General features: G+C 37.9%; 20 protein-coding genes. 10 read left to right on the forward strand and 10 right to left on the reverse strand.

All coding sequences use genetic code 11. The annotated features are described in order from the left end of the window. The first annotated feature begins 352 nt into the window (after positions 1-352). Positions 353-1,582 (forward strand): IS110 family RNA-guided transposase, encoded by a 1,230-nt coding sequence (locus LMB56_RS05080; RefSeq protein WP_229282092.1) that lies wholly within the window; start codon positions 353-355, stop codon positions 1,580-1,582. 183 nt (positions 1,583-1,765) lie between these two features. After that, the gene (locus LMB56_RS05085) at positions 1,766-1,969 is read left to right on the forward strand and encodes a hypothetical protein (RefSeq protein ID WP_063164152.1); all 204 of its coding nucleotides are present in this window, start codon (positions 1,766-1,768) and stop codon (positions 1,967-1,969) included. On the opposite strand, the gene LMB56_RS05090 is transcribed toward LMB56_RS05085, so the two are convergent. Continuing rightward, positions 1,947-2,207 carry a hypothetical protein gene (locus LMB56_RS05090; RefSeq protein WP_102816426.1) on the reverse strand — a complete coding sequence of 87 codons (261 nt, stop codon included), beginning with the start codon at positions 2,205-2,207 and terminating at the stop codon, positions 1,947-1,949. The two genes, LMB56_RS05085 and LMB56_RS05090, sit on opposite strands and share 23 nt — an antisense overlap. A gap of 62 nt (positions 2,208-2,269) precedes the next feature. Between LMB56_RS05090 and LMB56_RS05095 the strand changes: the two genes are divergently transcribed. Then, positions 2,270-2,440, forward strand: coding sequence for a hypothetical protein (locus tag LMB56_RS05095; protein ID WP_003663756.1), 171 nt, complete (start codon positions 2,270-2,272; stop codon positions 2,438-2,440). 167 nt (positions 2,441-2,607) lie between these two features. On the opposite strand, the gene LMB56_RS05100 is transcribed toward LMB56_RS05095, so the two are convergent. Then, positions 2,608-2,823, reverse strand: a complete 216-nt coding sequence (locus LMB56_RS05100; protein WP_063164154.1) for a helix-turn-helix domain-containing protein — start codon at positions 2,821-2,823, stop codon at positions 2,608-2,610. A 157-nt stretch (positions 2,824-2,980) separates the two neighbouring features. Here LMB56_RS05100 and LMB56_RS05105 point away from each other — a divergent pair, with 157 nt between their 5' ends. Genes LMB56_RS05105 through LMB56_RS05125 form a run of 5 tightly spaced genes read left to right on the forward strand, consistent with a single transcriptional unit; the run spans position 2,981 to position 6,765 of the window. Next, positions 2,981-3,637, forward strand: coding sequence for a LexA family protein (locus LMB56_RS05105; protein ID WP_063164155.1), 657 nt, complete (start codon positions 2,981-2,983; stop codon positions 3,635-3,637). 58 nt (positions 3,638-3,695) lie between these two features. After that, complete coding sequence (locus LMB56_RS05110; RefSeq protein ID WP_102816425.1) at positions 3,696-4,334, forward strand: hypothetical protein; 639 nt, start codon at positions 3,696-3,698, stop codon at positions 4,332-4,334. A gap of 19 nt (positions 4,335-4,353) precedes the next feature. After that, positions 4,354-4,932: a hypothetical protein gene (locus LMB56_RS05115; protein ID WP_102816424.1), complete on the forward strand. Its 579-nt coding sequence runs from the start codon at positions 4,354-4,356 to the stop codon at positions 4,930-4,932. Next, positions 4,916-6,187, forward strand: a complete 1,272-nt coding sequence (locus LMB56_RS05120) for a DUF4231 domain-containing protein (protein WP_229283873.1) — start codon at positions 4,916-4,918, stop codon at positions 6,185-6,187. The genes LMB56_RS05115 and LMB56_RS05120 overlap by 17 nt, the downstream gene beginning before the upstream one ends. Then, a complete protein-coding gene (locus LMB56_RS05125) occupies positions 6,187-6,765 on the forward strand; it encodes a TIR domain-containing protein (RefSeq protein WP_102816379.1) in 579 nt (192 codons plus the stop codon). The genes LMB56_RS05120 and LMB56_RS05125 overlap by 1 nt, the downstream gene beginning before the upstream one ends. Here the strand turns inward: LMB56_RS05125 and LMB56_RS05130 are convergent. Further along, positions 6,746-6,946 (reverse strand): hypothetical protein, encoded by a 201-nt coding sequence (locus tag LMB56_RS05130; protein WP_102816380.1) that lies wholly within the window; start codon positions 6,944-6,946, stop codon positions 6,746-6,748. The genes LMB56_RS05125 and LMB56_RS05130 overlap by 20 nt on opposite strands. Before the next feature lie 218 nt (positions 6,947-7,164). Between LMB56_RS05130 and LMB56_RS05135 the strand changes: the two genes are divergently transcribed. Next, positions 7,165-8,325, forward strand: a complete 1,161-nt coding sequence (locus LMB56_RS05135) for a site-specific integrase (RefSeq protein ID WP_102816381.1) — start codon at positions 7,165-7,167, stop codon at positions 8,323-8,325. Positions 8,326-8,476: 151 nt separating this feature from the next. On the opposite strand, the gene lepA is transcribed toward LMB56_RS05135, so the two are convergent. From lepA to hrcA, 5 genes are all read right to left on the reverse strand, one after another. Continuing rightward, complete coding sequence (gene lepA / locus LMB56_RS05140; RefSeq protein WP_003665812.1) at positions 8,477-10,312, reverse strand: translation elongation factor 4; 1,836 nt, start codon at positions 10,310-10,312, stop codon at positions 8,477-8,479. A gap of 255 nt (positions 10,313-10,567) precedes the next feature. Next, positions 10,568-11,719: a molecular chaperone DnaJ gene (dnaJ, locus tag LMB56_RS05145; RefSeq protein WP_003665811.1), complete on the reverse strand. Its 1,152-nt coding sequence runs from the start codon at positions 11,717-11,719 to the stop codon at positions 10,568-10,570. A gap of 128 nt (positions 11,720-11,847) precedes the next feature. Further along, on the reverse strand, positions 11,848-13,713 hold the full coding sequence (gene dnaK / locus LMB56_RS05150; RefSeq protein ID WP_229283872.1) for a molecular chaperone DnaK: 1,866 nt from the start codon (positions 13,711-13,713) through the stop codon (positions 11,848-11,850). 24 nt (positions 13,714-13,737) lie between these two features. Further along, complete coding sequence (gene grpE, locus LMB56_RS05155) at positions 13,738-14,310, reverse strand: nucleotide exchange factor GrpE (RefSeq protein WP_003665807.1); 573 nt, start codon at positions 14,308-14,310, stop codon at positions 13,738-13,740. Positions 14,311-14,322: 12 nt separating this feature from the next. Beyond that, on the reverse strand, positions 14,323-15,375 hold the full coding sequence (gene hrcA / locus LMB56_RS05160) for a heat-inducible transcriptional repressor HrcA (protein ID WP_019254153.1): 1,053 nt from the start codon (positions 15,373-15,375) through the stop codon (positions 14,323-14,325). Positions 15,376-15,495: 120 nt separating this feature from the next. On the opposite strand from hrcA, the gene LMB56_RS05165 reads away from it, so the two are divergent. Next, a complete protein-coding gene (locus LMB56_RS05165; RefSeq protein WP_229283871.1) occupies positions 15,496-15,867 on the forward strand; it encodes a hypothetical protein in 372 nt (123 codons plus the stop codon). Positions 15,868-15,927: 60 nt separating this feature from the next. Here the strand turns inward: LMB56_RS05165 and ribF are convergent, their stop codons facing one another. After that, positions 15,928-16,875, reverse strand: coding sequence for a riboflavin biosynthesis protein RibF (gene ribF / locus LMB56_RS05170; RefSeq protein WP_229283870.1), 948 nt, complete (start codon positions 16,873-16,875; stop codon positions 15,928-15,930). 12 nt (positions 16,876-16,887) lie between these two features. After that, positions 16,888-17,793 carry a tRNA pseudouridine(55) synthase TruB gene (gene truB / locus LMB56_RS05175; RefSeq protein ID WP_219285279.1) on the reverse strand — a complete coding sequence of 302 codons (906 nt, stop codon included), beginning with the start codon at positions 17,791-17,793 and terminating at the stop codon, positions 16,888-16,890. Positions 17,794-17,960 lie beyond the last annotated feature (167 nt).

Here is a 17,960-nt window from a genome sequence, read left to right on the forward strand (position 1 = left end):
CTCGTATTCTATAAATATATCCTTACGGATTTTGCTACATTACAACTTGTTTTCTGGTCACCGCATGATAACCTCTAATTATCATTGGCTTTGGTCAACTGGTATAGGTTAATACCTCCTGTAGTTTTTAACTACTTATGAAGTCTGCCGCCCAGCCAATCTACTGATTTTCGAACTCACATGCTGTATCGATTAGATAGTTTACTAATTCAGAGTAGGATTAGGTGCAGCTTTAACTCTCTAACCAATGAATACTGATACTTGCGAGGATGTTTTTAGTGATTGTAATTAGGGGCTATCATGCAGTGATCAGATTAAGACCAGTAAATTTTAATGAAAGGAGGCCATTCCAATGAAACTTTTTGTCGGTATTGACGTTAGCTCAAAAGATTTAGTAACTTCAATGATTTCTGAAGAAACAACTGAAGTTGTTTTCCATGGTAACTTTGTTAATGATTTGAAAGGCGCAACAGAATTAAAAAACATGATTATCGATACGGCGAATTCAAATCATCTCGACCAAGTTGTGATTGGCATGGAAGCCACTTCCATTTACAGCTTTCACCCAGCAATGTTTTTCCAAGAAGACTCGGACCTTAAAAAGTTCAATACACAATCCGTGGTTATCGATCCTAAGAAAACTAAGCGCTATCATGATGTCTTCGCTGAAGATAAAAATGATCAAATCGACGCTTTTTACATTGCTGACTTCCTACGTGTTGGACGCTATTCAGTAGGGATTGTTCGTCAAGAGAACTACATTGCCCTGCAACGCTTAACGCGTTCCCGATATGAGCTTGTTCAAAGCTTAGCTCGGGCTAAGCAACACTTTATTGAGAACCTATACTACAAGCTCAATAAATTAGTAATTTCTGATGAACTGAATACTTCTATCTTTGGTTCAACGATGATGAGTCTGCTAACTGAAGATATGACTACTGATGACTTACTTAATCTTTCGATTACTGATTTAGCCGATTATCTGAATGAACACGGCCGGGGTCGCTTCGCGAACCCTGAAGCCTTGGCGAAAATAATTCAAAAGGCAGTTCGTGCTTCTTATCGTTTAGACAAAGTAATTGCTAATTCAGTTGATACAGTTCTCTCCGTTTATGCCGAGGAAATTAAAGCTTTTCAGAAGATGATTAAAGACCTCGACAAAGCAATTGAGAAAGTAGTTCAAGTAACTGATGAAGAACAGATTTTGCGCTCCATTCCCGGAATTGGACCAGTATACGCTGCTGGTATTTTAGCTGAAATTGGTCAAATCGAACGATTTGATAATGAAGCTAAATTGGCTAAATATGCTGGGCTTTCCTGGCGAGAAAAGCAGTCCGGAGCTTACGCTAGTGATAATACTCCGCTCAAGAGAACTGGTAATGCTTATCTTAGATACTATTTGGTTGAAGCTGCCAACAGAGTTAGAATCCAAGATCCAGTTTTTGGTGAATATTATCGGCGTAAATATCAAGAAGTAAAGCATACCCCATCAAAACGCGCTCTCGTCCTTACCGCACGTAAACTTATTAGGGTGATTTTCTTCCTACTCAAAAATCATCAAATCTATCAGGAAAAGAGGTAATTGGTATAGGAAGATAAACTGATTCTCGACGCTTAGCTTTTAAAACACCTTGGGATCAAGGCTTATTTAAGTGCGTCAAAAATCTGGTCAAAACAAGTTTGTCAGTGATAATTTTATCTTGACTTATTACCACATGACTTCTTTGCTATACTTGACTCATCTCTTACTAAGGAGGTGAATCTAATGTCACGATCTTCTAATGAACAAATTGCTCATGATATGGCAATGGCCTTTATTCAGGCTGATCTAAGTTCTATGAGTGGTAACGAGCGACTTGAAGAACTCAAAGCAATTAAAGATGATGCTGATCCATCAAAGCCAAACACATCGACAATCATCGATAACTTCAATCGCTATTACCGGATCATTCTTGATGATCTTCAGTAATTCTTTTAACTTTCTCAAGATATGCTTTCCTGTCAAATGATGGGAAACGTTCACGTAAATAACTTGTATCACTCGCAATTTGATGAAGCTGTTCTTTGCTACCGCTAATAGCATTGAGCAGCTTTTTAATAAGCTTTTCCTGTCGTTTTGTTAGCTTCTTATAGAAAGCCAACTCAGATTGAAGAATACTCAGCCTTTCTTTATCTGATTGGATTTTTTCTTCTTGATTTGTTCTCATTGCTACCCTCCTTCCTCCATTTGCTATACTTAACTCATCCCCAAAGAAAGGAGTGAGTTACAGTGACAGATAAACAATTTGAACTAGCAAAATCCTTTGCAAATGCAGTAACCGTTGTTGAATATCAAAAGGAATTATCCAAGACTGATAAAACAACTAATCCACATTTAGCAGCAGAAATATATCAAAGTGCTTATGAATACGGATTAAAGACGTTCAAAGATGCAGACTAATTAAGGTCCTTAGCAGCATCTTTCCAGATCTTTTTCCTCTCTTCAGATGAGAGAGGCCTACCAGACTGTTTAGTATTGCAACCGCTAAACAGTTTTTTTATTTCCTCCGGCTTGCCATCAATAATTATTCTCATTGCTACCCTTCTTTTATACTTTATTCGTTCTCATTAGCGAACGGATGGAGCAAAAAAAATCGATACTTTTGAAACATCATAACCAAGTGCATCCATTATACGCGATAAATCTTCAACACTAATATCAACAATTCCCGCTTCACGTTTTGCATAGGCTCCTCTAGACATCCCCAATTTCTTTGCGAATTCTTCTTGAGTATATCCTTCTGCCATACGTTCCGCTTTTAATCTTTGTAAATTAAATGACATATCGCCCCTCCTTTCGTTCTCTTTTGCGAACACATATATAATACAATCAATGTTCTTTATTGTCAACGAATAATTATTAAAACAATATATAGATGTTTCTTTTTGGGAACAAAAAGAATATAATAATACGTGTAAAATATTTTAGGATGTGAAAATTATGAGGAATAGCTCTGAAGTGGTTGACTACCTCAATAATTTACGTGAAGAGCAGAAAGTTTCTATAAGTGAACTTGCTAGACGCGTTAATATGTCAAAGTCAACTGTCTCACTATATTTTAAGAAAAAACGCGAATTCCCAGTAAATAGGCTTGATGAATTTGCTACTGCTTTGCATACCACACCTGAAAATGTACTAGGTGTTATTGATAATAAAACAGAAAAAAGGCCAACTAATATAATTTATCCATTAGGAGATAACTTTCAACGCATCAGTATCCCCCTCATTGGTGAAATTGCCTGTGGTGATCCGATCACAGCCGAGGAAAATATTGAGGGATACGTCGAAGAAATTTTTGAGAAGCCAGTTCCAAAAGGTAACCTCTTTGCTCTCCGTTGTAAAGGTAAGAGTATGGAGCCAACCATTCATGATGGATCGATTGTAACCATTAGAGAACAACCCACAGTGGAAGATGGGGAAATAGCTGCTGTCCTCGTTGACGGCGACAATGAAGCAACCCTGAAACGAGTTAAACATCAAGGAAATCTTATTATGCTAATGCCAGATAATAAAGAATTCGACCCAATCATCTTGGATAAAGATAACCCGGGCCGAATTGTTGGTAAGGCTGTTCATGTTTCATGGAGTATTAAATAATGATCTACGTCCAAATACTGATCGACGTAAAAAGCTGCGATAATGTTGGGGGATATGTATGTATACTGTCGATACTACAGGTCATGATAACCAGATTAAGAAGTTTATATCTGAGTTACGAGAATGGTTCGATAAAGATGAATTATATGATGGTCTTTCTAATCAAGACATTCTTGAATATCATTACGATGAAAAAGTTTATCAATTTGGAACACATCCTTTAGACTCATATGATATAAAAACTTCAATTAGTAATACTGACGGCCACTATAGGGTTTATCTTAGCTTTCGAAACGGTAAGGGATTTAATATCGGGACCATCAAGGACGATGGCAAACTTATTAATCGCCTTAATGATGATAACTACGAACCCCGAATCTATGTTTTAGGTGGGCGTTATAAGAAAGTAATAATTGATAAAGATGGTGCCGATCACATTAAAAGTTTTCGAGAACCATATACTTTTCAAATTGATTTTCTGAAAAATGAAAAGCCAAAAGATGTTACATATATTAATGACACAACAGCTCAGCAAATGTTAGAACAAAACAAATGGTATCAAGCCAGTCAAAAAGCAGAAAAAATAGGTAATACAATGCAATCTGCTGGAGATAGTATGGCTGGTTGCGGGTGTCTTATTACTCTACTAGTTACAATACCAGTGATTATAATTATAATTCTATTTCTAATTCTTTAGGACTTTGGGGGATAAATAATTGAAAAAGAATAATCAAAATAGTGAATTGAAGTTTAATAGAATCATTTATGCAATTTTAGCTGTTTTACTACTTATCGGAGGAACTGCAATATTTGTATACCATGCTCAGCAAAATGATCCTGAATCATCTGAATATGCCGACAGTAGTGACGACAGTTCAACAGACAGTACAGACGATGATGATATAGATGATTCTTCTGATGACGAATCTGAAAGTAGTACAGAAACAAGTTCAACTAGTGACTCGAACGTTGATCAAGTAGTTTCAATGATCCAAAGTCAATTTAAGGATAAAGCTACAGTTTCATATGATAAAGACAGCAAAGCAATCTTAATCATCCCTTCTGACAGTGAATTCACTGACGAGGTTGTTGACGTTGCAAACGGTGACGGGGATGAAGATACCTGGAATGATTTAACTGATTCAATCAATGACGTTTCTTCTCAAATGGTTAGTAAGTATGGTGCAAAAGTCGGCTTAGCAATCGTTAATCCACAAAATCATGACAAGGTTCTATATGAAGCTTTAGATGGTAATACTATTTATGATGTTGTAACTGATGGGAGCGACAAATAAATTGATAAAAAAAATACTTTTACTAATCACTATATGTTTTGGAGTTCTGGCTTTTAATTATGATAGAAATCACTCTCTTATCTATGCCAGTTCAAATAATACAAATTATGTTCAAAAATTGGAACGTAAAAATAAAAAGTTGACTAAAGAGAATGAAAAACTAAAAAAGCAGAGCCATCAAAATAGTAGTCTAACTTCTATTGCATCTAGCTTAGCGGCTCCTATAGTTGTTTCAATCTTGGTTCCATTTGTCTCACTTCTCTACTTTAGCATCTACAGAAGTTCAGAAATCATTGATTTTGAGAGGCCACTATTGGATTTTAAAACTAGAGCACAGATCTCGATAACTAACACTTTTATCGTAATAACCGCACTTGTTCTCACTGTAATCCTTGAAGCGGGGCTCTTGATAAAACATCCTTATTATTTTTGGTCAATTGAGACATTAGTACTCATATTTTGTATATACCTACTCTATTCATTGGATAAAATTCCTTCAAAACACGCCTTAGTATTTGAGTTTCATAGAAATTATAAAGAGTCCCAATACTACACTATTATTCATAAATTAGACGATATATTTTATCTTGGAAAATTAGTGCAGCAAAAGCCAGGTAGCCAAAACACCTATGAAGAAGATAACTTATACAAGTTATTAAATAAGGATTCTTTAGTAGGCATAGATGCTCATGTCGGAAAAATAATAAGGCATAAAAAAGATTTAATGAAGAACAAACATAAACCCTCTAAGACTTCTGCAAAATTTCAAAATAATATAACAAAACAAAAAGATACGGAAGGAGAAATGATCTTGCCTTTACAACCGGATGAATATATTAATTTTAGATTAGATGATCAAATAAGTTGGTACGATAAAAAAAGTGCTACTCAAAAGAAATGGTACTACTGGTCAAAAATAGTTACTCTAATTTGCACGGCATCTATTCCTGTTATATCAGTAGCATTTAGACACCAATCATTTACTGTTGTAATCACTGCTGTAATTGCAGCAATTGCAACTATTACAGAAGGGATTTTGACGCTAACTAAATGGCATGAAAAATGGATTGCATATCGTTCAAACGCAGAAGCATTAAAACATGAAAAGTATTCTTATCTAACTTCTTCAGGCGCTTATTCTAACTTAAATGATAATGATAAGTTCCATACATTAGTAGATCGTACAGAAAATATTATCTCTAACGAAAATACTAACTGGGCTTCTCTAGGAAAAAAGAAAGGAAAGACTATTTAATGAAACACAAATGCTTTATCTCGTTTAAGACAGAAGATACCTCCTATAAAGAAAAGATTCAAAATAACTTAGACGTTGATATGATTGATAAATCACTTAATGAACCAATTAACTCTGAAAATGAAGAATATATAATGCGTAAGATTCGAGAAGACTATTTAAAAGATTCTACAGTTACCATATGCTTAATTGGAGAACACAGTGCTGAAAATGATCCGTTTGAAAATCAACATTATATTAAGCGAGAATTACAAGCAAGTTTATATGATAATCCCAATGGTGTCCTCGGAATAGTTCTTCCCGAAATGATCGATAAAATTTATAAAGGCACCTATACTTGCAAAACATGTGGACAAGAACATAATTATGTTGCCATTGATGAAAATACAGTTATTAAAGAATTTAGTACAAATTACTACATTCCTGATCATGAAGGATGCGCTTGGGGAATCGATGATAGATATTGCATTTTAGTTAAGTGGGACGACTTTATTAATTCCCCAAATTTATATATTGATGCAGCCTTTGATAAAAGATCAGCTCCTGTACGAAAAAAGATTACTGTTTTTCCGAAATAATACGATATGTTTTTTCAAATATTTCTTTTTTTACAGGCCATTGTTCCCCCTCAACACCTGTAATAATCCAATCTCCAGCATCTGCATGCATTGTACCCTCTAGTGTTTTAATATCTAAAGGTTTCTTTGTCTGGTAGGCTTCAACCGGTATACTTTTTTTAACTACTTTGTATTGTTTCATAATTTCTACTTCTTTCGTTTTTATAAACCTATGAACATTATAGCATTAATCAAAAAATGATTGATTAGTAACTGTCCAAGCCCTGATGACATAAAAAGCTGAAAATAAAAACCTCAATGATCCAACTTTGGCCGGCTGATCATTGAGGTAAGTGTTGAGATACCAGGGGTGGAGTACACCCTCAGTACGTCTTTATTATAACAGAAAGGAGTTTTACTATGAATGGTAATGTTAGAAAGCGTGGTAAAAAATGGTACTACCGCTTTGATATTGCTGACAAAGATGGAAAAAGACGACAGTATGAACGAGTCGGAGGCGATTCTTACAAGGAAGCAATGCACCGATTACGCGTTGCTTTAGAGCTTTATGAAAATACAGGAGCAGTTACCAATACTGATAAGATTTCAACTCATGATTACTTTGAATTTTGGTATGACAATTATGTTAAGACTAACTTATCTAAAAACACTCAACTGAATTATCGGCATGTTTTAGATAAATATGTGCAACCTACCCTCGGAATTTATCAATTATCTAAAGTCACCCCAGAATTAATCCAAAAGACTATTAATAAGATCGCAGACTCTACCGAATATAAACCTGATCATACACAACTACATGGCCATACTGTCGAAATTATTCTTATGGTTATCAAGGAAGGTTTTCGACAGGCAGTCCATCCTTGGCATATTCTTACTCAATCACCTGCAGAATACGTCCGACAACCAAAATATAACCATCCTAAAACTACACGAGAAGATCTAAAAATTATTACTCTACAACAATTTAATCAACTTTTAGAGCAATTTCCTCTTGGCCACCCATTTCACCTTCCTCTCTTAATCAGCTTTTATACTGGAATGAGGCGTGGAGAAGTAGCTGGTCTTGAATGGGATAATGTTAGTTTACCAGATGCTGAAATTAATGTTACTCAGCAGATGAAACAGTATTCCAAAACGGATATCCGACTTGGAAAACTAAAAACAGCCGCCAGTTATCGAACAATTGCAATCGGTGATCAACTTATCCATGCGCTTAAAGTTCAGCGGCGACTACAAAATGAAAATCGTTTACGCTATGGTAAAAATTACCATGAATCTAACTTTGTATGTACAAAAGAAAATGGGAAACCTGTCACTCCCAATTCGATTAAGTACTATGCAAGTACTGTTACTAAAGAGCTAGGTTTCCCATTTAATTTCCATAGTTTACGTCATACCCACGCAACCATGTTACTAGAAGCGGGTGCATCTGCTAAAGAGGTCCAAGTACGATTGGGCCATAACAAAATTGCCACCACTCTAGATACCTATGTCCATCTTAGCAATAAGAAGAAACATCAAACAGCAAATCTATTTGATCAAATAGCTAAAATGTAAAATCTTGCCCACCATTTGCCCACAAAGTATTTTACGTCTTGCCCACGAAGGTACTTCATGTGGGCAAATGGTGGGCAAAACACTTTAATTGGTCTATAAATTGGTCTACTTTGTGAAATTTAGCAAGTTAGAAATGCCTTTACATCAATATTTACTTTTCATCCAATTGCTCATCGGTCTTCAAAACTGCCATAAAGGCGGCCTGAGGAATATCAACTTTTCCGACAGCCTTCATCCGTTTCTTTCCGCGTTTCTGCTTATCTAATAATTTAGCACGCCGGTCTGGATCCCCGGTATGAATACGGGCAGTAACATCCTTCCGGTAGGCTTTAATATTAGTTCGTGCAATAATCTTTGAGCCGATTGCAGCTTGAATTGGAATTTCAAAGTTTTGCCGCGGAATGATCTTCTTTAATTTAGCAGTAATTTCCCGACCACGTTCTGCCGCAAAGTCACGGTGAGCAATAAAGCTCAATGCATCCACCTTATCGCCATTAAGCAAGATGTCAATCTTAACCAAATTACTTGGACGGTAGCCATCAATTTCATAATCTAAGGAAGCGTATCCTCGTGTAGAACTCTTTAACTTATCAAAGAAGTCAAAAATAATTTCTGACAACGGAATATGATAAATAACGTTTACCCGGGTATCACTTAGATATTCCATCGTATCAAAGTCTCCCCGTTTTCGTTGGCAAAGTTCCATTACTGGGCCAACATAATCATTGGGGACCATGATTGAAGCGCGAACATATGGTTCCTTAATCGCTTTAATGGAAGAAGCGTCTGGCATTTCAGCCGGATTTTCCACTTCCTTTGTTGTCCCATCCGCTAATTCAACATGGTAAGTAACAGATGGAGCGGTCGTGATTAAATCAAGATTAAATTCACGTTCAAGTCGTTCTTGAATAACATCCATATGAAGTAACCCTAAGAAACCACAACGGAAACCAAATCCCAATGCTTGCGATGATTCCGGTTCAAAAGTCAATGCTGCATCATTAAGTTGAAGTTTTTCCAACGCATCACGCAAATCATTAAACTTAGCATTATCGGTTGGATAGAGTCCAGCATATACCATTGGCGTCATTTGCCGGTATCCTTCTAACGGCTTATCTGTAGGATTATCCGCACTTGTAACCGTATCACCGACCCGGGTATCTTTAATGTCTTTAATTGCCGCTGTAATATAACCTACATCTCCAGCCATTAACACATCACGGGCCAATGGTTTAGGAGAGTTAATTCCTACTTCTGCTACCTCATATTCGGTACCACCGTTCATTAATTTAATTCGGTCACCTTTTTTTACAGTTCCTTCAACAACCCGGACACTAAGGACAACTCCACGATAATCATCATACTTTGAATCAAAGATAAGAGCTTTCAAAGGCGCAGTTAAATCTCCTGTTGGTGCTGGAACATCCTTAACGATTTTTTCCAGAACTTCATCAACGCCCATTCCAGTCTTAGCACTAATATCAACTGCCTCATCAGTATCTAAACCAATCTCATCTTCAATCTGCTTCTTAGTACCCTCAGGATCAGCAGAAGGTAAATCGATCTTATTGATAACAGGTAAAATTTCAAGGTCATTGTCAAGTGCTAAAAAGACGTTAGCAAGGGTCTGTGCTTCTACCCCTTGCGTTGCATCAACTACTAAGACGGCACCTTCACAGGCAGCAAGAGACCGTGATACTTCATAAGAAAAATCGACGTGGCCTGGTGTATCGATTAAATGGAAAATGTAATCTTCACCGTCTTTAGCATGATATGTCAAGGCAACAGCATTTAATTTGATTGTAATGCCCCGTTCTCGTTCTAGAGGCATATCATCAAGAATCTGGTTTTTCATTTCACGTTTACTGATTGAATCAGTCATTTCTAAAATCCGATCAGCAAGCGTGGATTTTCCATGGTCAATGTGGGCAACAATCGAGAAATTTCGAATGTGTTTTTGCCGCTCTTTCATTTCTTCTAGGTTCATTTAAAAAGACTCACTTTCAACGAATATTCTTTATCTAGTATACCAAATCATCGTTTAGAATGGGAAACCTTCTACTAGATATACAAAAGGGAGCGAGACAGAAGTCACTTGTGACTTCGTTTTCGAGCCCCCGCAAGCAACAATAGGCCTTCAGTGTTCGACTTTTGCCGGACGCTGAAGGCCATTGTTGTACTGCGCTGTTCGTATTTTATGGAAGTGACCTAACTTATGTCACAGTCCCTTCATAAAAACTATTTACTTATCCTCAAAGGCATCACGTAACTTATCAAGAACTGTCTTCTTAACACCCTTAACATCTTCACCACTAGCAGCCGCAAACGCTAGCATTGCTTCACGTTGACGTTTGTTAAGGCTCTTAGGTGTCTTAACATGGACAGTAACATGTTCATCCCCGTTACCATTACCGTTAAGGTGTGGAACACCCTTGCCACGCAAGCGGAAATTAGTTTCTGATTGTGTTCCAGCAGGAATTTTAAGGTTGACATCACCATGAACCGTTTTAACTTTTACTTCGTCTCCCAAGGCTGCTTGAGCAAACGAAATATCACGATCAACGTAAATTGTTGAACCATCACGCCGGAATTCTCGACTTGGTGTTACTCGGAAGACAATATACAAATCTCCGGCTGGGCCACCGTTCTCACCAGCGTCTCCTTGGTGTTGAAGCCGCATTTGTTGACCATCATCAACACCGGCAGGCACCTTTACTTCTAGCTCATGACGTTCGTGAACATGTCCTGCACCATGGCAAGTATCACAACGATCTTCTGGCTTAATAATCTTTCCAGTTCCATTACATTCTGGACAAGTGGTTTGAGTTTGCATATTGCCTAGTGGTGTTTGACGAACACTCGTAATCACTCCGGCACCATGACACCGTGGACAAGTTATTGGCGATTTACCAGGCTTAGCTCCGGTTCCATGACAAGTCTTACATTCTGCATCACGGTCATACTTGATAGTAGTTGTTTTACCAAAAACCGCATCCATAAAATCAAGAGTCATTGCATATTGTAAATCACGCCCTTGACGCGGGGCTGTTGGGTCCCGACGAGTACGACCGCCGCCACCAAAGAATTGACTAAAGATGTCGTCAAAGCCGCCGCCAAAGTTAGAATAAGCTTGACCACCACCAAAGCCGCCGAAGCCTTGACCGCCAGCACCTTGTGGGCCAGCTGAACCAAATTGATCATATTGAGCACGTTTTTGACTATCACTCAATGTCTCATATGCTTCATTAATCTTCTTAAACTTTTCTTCTGCACCAGGCTCGTGGTTAACATCTGGGTGGTATTTTGCCGCAAGCCGACGATATGCACGCTTGATGTCTTTTTCGGATGCATCCTTAGAGACACCTAAAATGTCATAATAATCTTGTTCTGCCATATAATAAATACCTCATTACTTTATTGCTTGTTTAGTTATACCACAGCCAGCAAACGAAAGTAAAAGCCAAAGTCCTTTTTTCTGGCCTTTGGCTTTTACACTAACATTTTAAGACTGTTTACCGCAGGCTATTTCTTGTCGTCTGGTGTAACGTCCTTAAAATCACCATCAACAGTATTGTCATCATTACCGTTGTCATTACCATTTTGTTGGTTACCACCAGGTTGACCATTAGCAGCGCCACCTTGTGCATCTTGAGCTTGTTGGTAAAGCTTTACGCTAAGGTCTTGAATAACTTTGTTCAAAGCATCCTTCTTAGCTTTCATTTCATCAAGGTTGCCGCTTTCTTTAGCCCTCTTTAATTCGTCACGAGCACTTTCAGCCTTCTTGATATCATCTTCAGGAACTTTACCCTTAACTTCCTTCAAAGTCTTATCAACTTGGAAGAGTTCTTGGTCAACTTCATTCTTTAAGTCAACTTCTTCCTTCTTCTTCTTGTCGGCTTCGGCATGCTCTTCAGCATCCTTCTTCATCCGTTCAATTTCTTCATCACTTAAGCCTGAGTTAGACTTGATCGTGATGTTTTGCTTCTTGTGAGTTCCTTGATCTTCAGCAGAAACATTAACAATACCGTTCTTATCGATATCAAATGTAACTTTGATTTGAGGAACACCACGAGGAGCAGCAGGAATATCAGTTAGTTGGAAGTTACCTAAAGTCTTGTTATCTGCTGCCATTGGACGTTCACCTTGAAGAACGTGAATATCAACAGCTGGTTGGTTATCAGCAGCAGTTGAGAAGATTTGACTCTTTGAAGTAGGAATAGTTGTGTTACGGTCAATCAACTTAGTGAAGACACCACCCATGGTTTCAATACCAAGTGAAAGTGGAGTAACATCAAGTAATACGACATCCTTAACATCACCAGTAAGAACCCCACCTTGAATAGCTGCACCAAGAGCAACGGCTTCGTCAGGATTAATTGAGTGGTTAGGTTCCTTACCAGTTAATTCCTTAACCATTTCTTGAACGGCAGGAATACGAGTAGATCCACCATTTAAGATAACTTCATCAATGTCATCAAAAGTAAGATCAGCATCTTTCAAAGCATTCAATACCGGTTGCTTTGTCCGTTCAACTAAGTCATTAGTTAATTGGTTAAATTGTGCCCGACTTAATGTCTTTTCCAAGTGTAATGGGCCGTTTTCACCAGCTGAAATAAATGGTAGGCTGATTTGCGCTTCTTGAACACCTGACAAGTCTTTCTTAGCCTTTTCGGCAGCATCCTTCAAACGTTGAAGAGCCATCTTATCTTGAGAAAGATCAACACCGTGTTCTTCCTTAAAGCCATCGATTAACCAATCCATAATCTTTTGGTCAAAGTCATCCCCACCTAAATGAGTATCACCATTAGTAGAGAGAACTTGGAAGACACCGTCACCTAATTCAAGGATGGAAACATCAAATGTACCACCACCAAGGTCATAAACAAGGATCTTTTCATCTTTATCCTTCTTATCAAGACCGTATGCTAGTGATGAAGCAGTAGGTTCGTTAATAATCCGCTTTACATCAAGGCCAGCAATTTTACCGGCATCCTTAGTAGCTTGACGTTGAGCATCGTTGAAGTATGCAGGAACAGTAATAACTGCTTGAGTAACAGTATCACCAATGTAGTCTTCAGCATATTTCTTAAGGTATTGCAAAATCATTGCTGAAATTTCTTGTGGAGTATATTTCTTACCATCAACTTCAACAGTGTATCCTGCTTCACCCATGTGACTCTTGATTGATGAAATAGTGTTAGGATTAGTAATTGCTTGACGTTTTGCTACTTCCCCAACTTGAGTTTCACCATTCTTAAATGAAACAACAGATGGTGTTGTCCGACTTCCTTCTGGGTTGGTGATAATCTTAGGTTCATTACCTTCCATAACAGCAACCGCAGAGTTAGTAGTACCTAAATCAATACCAATAATCTTATTACTTGCCATAATTTATTTCCTTCTCTCACAAATTTATTGAGCTACAACAACCATTGCTGGGCGTAATACCCGGTCTTTGAGTTGATATCCTGCTTGAAGAACATTAACAACAGTTTCAGGCTTCTGACCTTCTTCGACCGGAACAGTTTGAACTGCCTGGTGAAGAGTAGGATCAAATGTTTCACCATCAGCTTTGATTTCAGTGATGCCATGGTCATTTAATGCCTTGACAAGGTGATCATGAACCATTTGAATACCCTTTTTAAGTTGTTTACCATTATCGTCTACAACTTCAATCGCTAATGCTCGTTTAAGGTTATCAAGCACTGGTAAAATTGACTTTGCTAAATCCTGACCATCATATTTAAGGATTTGAGCCCGTTCTTTATTAAAACGATTAGTCATATTTTGAATTTCTGCTTCTGCTCGTAAATATTTGTCATCTTTATCAGCGAGCTGCTTCTTTAAGTCAGCGATCTCTTCTTTTAATTTAGAAGTTTGATCATCCTTCTTATCTGAAGCCTCTTTTTTTATATCTTTTTTAGGTGCCTTTTCATTTTCAGGCGCAGTTTGTTTTTGTTGATCTTCTTGTTTTTCCTTGGCCAATTAACTCGCCTCCTATGAATCATAATAGTGACGGTAGAAATCTAATAGCCGTTTTGCTAATTCTTGGCGAAAGGCATTTACAATTCCAATTGTCCGTGAATAAGGCATCCTTGTTGGGCCAAGAACTGCAATAATTCCTCGTCCATATTGTTCAACATTATAACTTGCAGTAATTAAGCTATAATCATCAAGAAGCTTATTCTTAGAGATTTCTTGACCGATTTTAACATTAACTCCATTATCTGAGGTAAGTGTCGAATCCAAGATATTTGATAAATTGTCATTCTTATCTAACAAGCCATACAGTGATTGGATTGCGTGAGGATCATGAGTACTTGCAAAATCCAGTAAGTTCAGTCGACCACCAACGAAAAACCGCTCACGTGCTGCTTGAGATAAGACATTATCAAAAATATCAAGGAAGCCATCGGGACTATGCATATAATGCAGAACCTGAAGTGGAATATCATCTTTTAGTCGTTTTACCACTTCTGATAGCGGCAAACCAACTAATTGATCATTAATCATTCTAATTACTGCCTGCATTGCATCTGTGTCAATGTCCGGCGGCAAAGTGAATGACTGATTTTCAACCTCACCGCTATCGGTAACCAAAATTGCAATAACCTTATGATTTCCTAGCGGTACAACTCGAAAGCCACTCAAACGAACACTTTCTTGCTCAGGCTTTAGTGTAAAAGCAGTATATGAAGTTAAATTTGATAAGATATCTGCTGAATGTGAAATAATCTCGTCAATCTTTTGAAAACCGGTTCCAAGTGAATTTTGAATCACTACCAGATCATTATCAGTAACTGCTTGTGGATCAAGCAAGTTATCAACATAATACCGGTAACCTCGTTTCGATGGAATCCGGCCCGATGAAGAGTGCTCTTTTAAGATCAAATCATTGTCCTCTAAAACCGCCATCTCATTACGGACAGTTGCTGAACTGACCTTAAAAGGCAACTTTTCTGCTAAATGTTTTGATCCAACCGGTTGACCAGTTGATGTGTATTGACGTACAATCGCTTGCAGAATCTTTTTCTGTCGTTGTGTTAGCATCGTATATCACTTCCCCTTTTAGCACTCATTAGGGTCAAGTGCTAAACACACTGTATAATATACCAATTACTACCCTAAAAGTCAAGAAACGTCAAACAATTTTTTAAAGGAGCTTTATCCATGAAACATAAAGAACATCGCTATATTCAACCCCAGAATACTCAAGAAGCAATGTTATTAATTCAGAAGTTATTTAATAAATACCGTAATGCGCCCCTAACGAATGAACTATTGGAATACCATAACAACCTAATCTATCGCTTGCAGTCAGATATTAAAGATGAAGCAATTAAGGAGAACAATCCTAATCAACTTAAAGCACTTACTTCCATGACCGAAATTATGCGTAACTGGACAGCGATGCGCTTAAACGGCCAGCCTTTTAACGGGAAAATGCGGCATTTCAAATTAGTGACTGATGGCGGATTCAAATTTGAACGAAACATTCATAAGATTAACCAGACTACCAGTCATCGTGGGAGTCGGCATTAAAAAAGAGGTTTGATGAATCTTGGTGGCGCAATTGCCACGAAAGATCAATCTAAACCTCTTTTATTTATATTTTTCTAAAATACGACGAGCGTTTTGTTCATCTTGTTTCATCTGTGCAACTAATGCATCCGCTCCCGTGAACTTTTCTTCGCCACGAAGGTACTGATACCAACGAACAACTACTTCCTCGCCATACACCATTTGTTGAAAATCAAATAAGTTAATTTCAACCGTTAATTGATTAGCATCGCCAAATGTTATGTTGTGGCCAACACTTGCCATACCGTCATACCACTTCTTACCGAGCTTAACTTTGACAGCATAGACCCCAATCCCAGGAATTCGCTCCTCTTCTGGATGCTCAACATTGATTGTAGGAAAACCAAGTGTTCGTCCACGAGCTAAGCCATGAACTACTAAGCCAGTTGTTTGATAAGGGTACCCTAACGCTTGGTTGGCTGCTTCCACATTACCAGCATCGATTAATTTCCGAATTTCTCGCGAACCGACCTTTTCTTGACTTCCATCCTCAGTAAATTTGGGAACGGTCACAACTTCAAACCGCCCCGCTGCATATTTAGGAAGCAACTCCATGGATGCAATATCTTCTTTTCCATAAGTATGATCAAACCCTGCTACGACCGTTTGAGCATGAAAGCCTACCAAATACTCATCAACAAATTGCTGAGGGGAAAGGCTTGCAAACGATGATGTAAAACTTATTAGATAAACCCGATCGACATCAAGGTCATTTAATAATTCAAGCTTCCTATCGACCGTTGATAAATATTTAAAGCCGCCCTTATATTGACGATAAACAATTCCAGGAGCATGATCATACGTCAAAACTACTAACGGCAATCCTTTTTTACGGGCAATTTCACGGGCACATTTGATTACTGCTTGATGTCCCCGATGAACACCATCAAAGAAACCCATTGCAAGTACAATTGGCCCCGCAGGAATTAGTCTTTTTTCCAAAGGATGGTGAATTTTTATAACTTGCAACTCCTACACTCCTCAATTAACTGCAAACATTTTAGTTGGCTTATACATTTTATTTTTCGGATCAAAATGATATAGTGCTTTTACTTGTCCATCAAATGATAACACAATTTCCTTCTCACTAGTATTAAGTTCACTTGGAGAAAGCCATCCCCCATTTTGAACCTTTTTCCATTGAGCCACTTGAATCGTTAATTGCGGATAGTCCTTCAAAGCATAATCTAAAGGATACAAGTATTGCTGGAGAGTTTGGGTCGCAACAGCATCGCGAACGTCGTCTAAACTTAAAGTCTGATCAAGAGTAAAGCCTCCACTCTTCAACCGCGTTAACAAACTCATTACTCCTGGATATCCTAGTTTACGTGCAAGGTCAACAACAAGCGTCCGAATATAAGTACCCTTACTACATTCAACATTAAAGCGGATTCGTTGTTGTTTATTTTCCTCATCATACTTTGAGCTTAGTAATTCAAATTTGCTAATAGTCACTTGCCGTTTGGGCCGTTCAACAGTTTCACCAGCTCTTGCATATTCATAAAGCTTTTTTCCATTTACTTTTACCGCCGAATACATCGGTGGGATTTGTACTATTGTCCCCGTTAATGAATTCATGGCTGCTAATATTTCACTAGTGGGAATTTCATCTGCAACTACTTTTTCTTCAATTTTATCTCCATCAAGGTCTTGGGTAGTAGTCGCAAACCCAATTAAAAGCTCACCTTGATATTGTTTTCCTGATTGCATCAAATAGTCAACAACTTTGGTAGCATTTCCAACACAAATTGGTAAAACGCCTGCTACACCTGGGTCAAGTGTCCCTGAATGACCAATCTTTTTAGTTTTTAAAATTTGTCGTAGTCGACTAACACAGGCAAAACTAGTCATCCCACGTTCTTTATATAAGGGTATTATTCCATCCATCGTTATTCCTCCAAGTGGCTGTGATATAAGTCAAGTTACTTTCGCAAAAGACAAATAACGCAGTACAACAATGGCCCCCATCGCTCGGTAAAACCGAACGTTGGAGGCCTATTGTTGCTTACGGGGGGCTCACAGAGGCTAGCTTCGCGTCGAAAAACAAAGTCACA

The sequence above is a fragment of the Limosilactobacillus reuteri genome (assembly GCF_020785355.1).
GTDB lineage: Bacteria > Bacillota > Bacilli > Lactobacillales > Lactobacillaceae > Limosilactobacillus > Limosilactobacillus reuteri_I.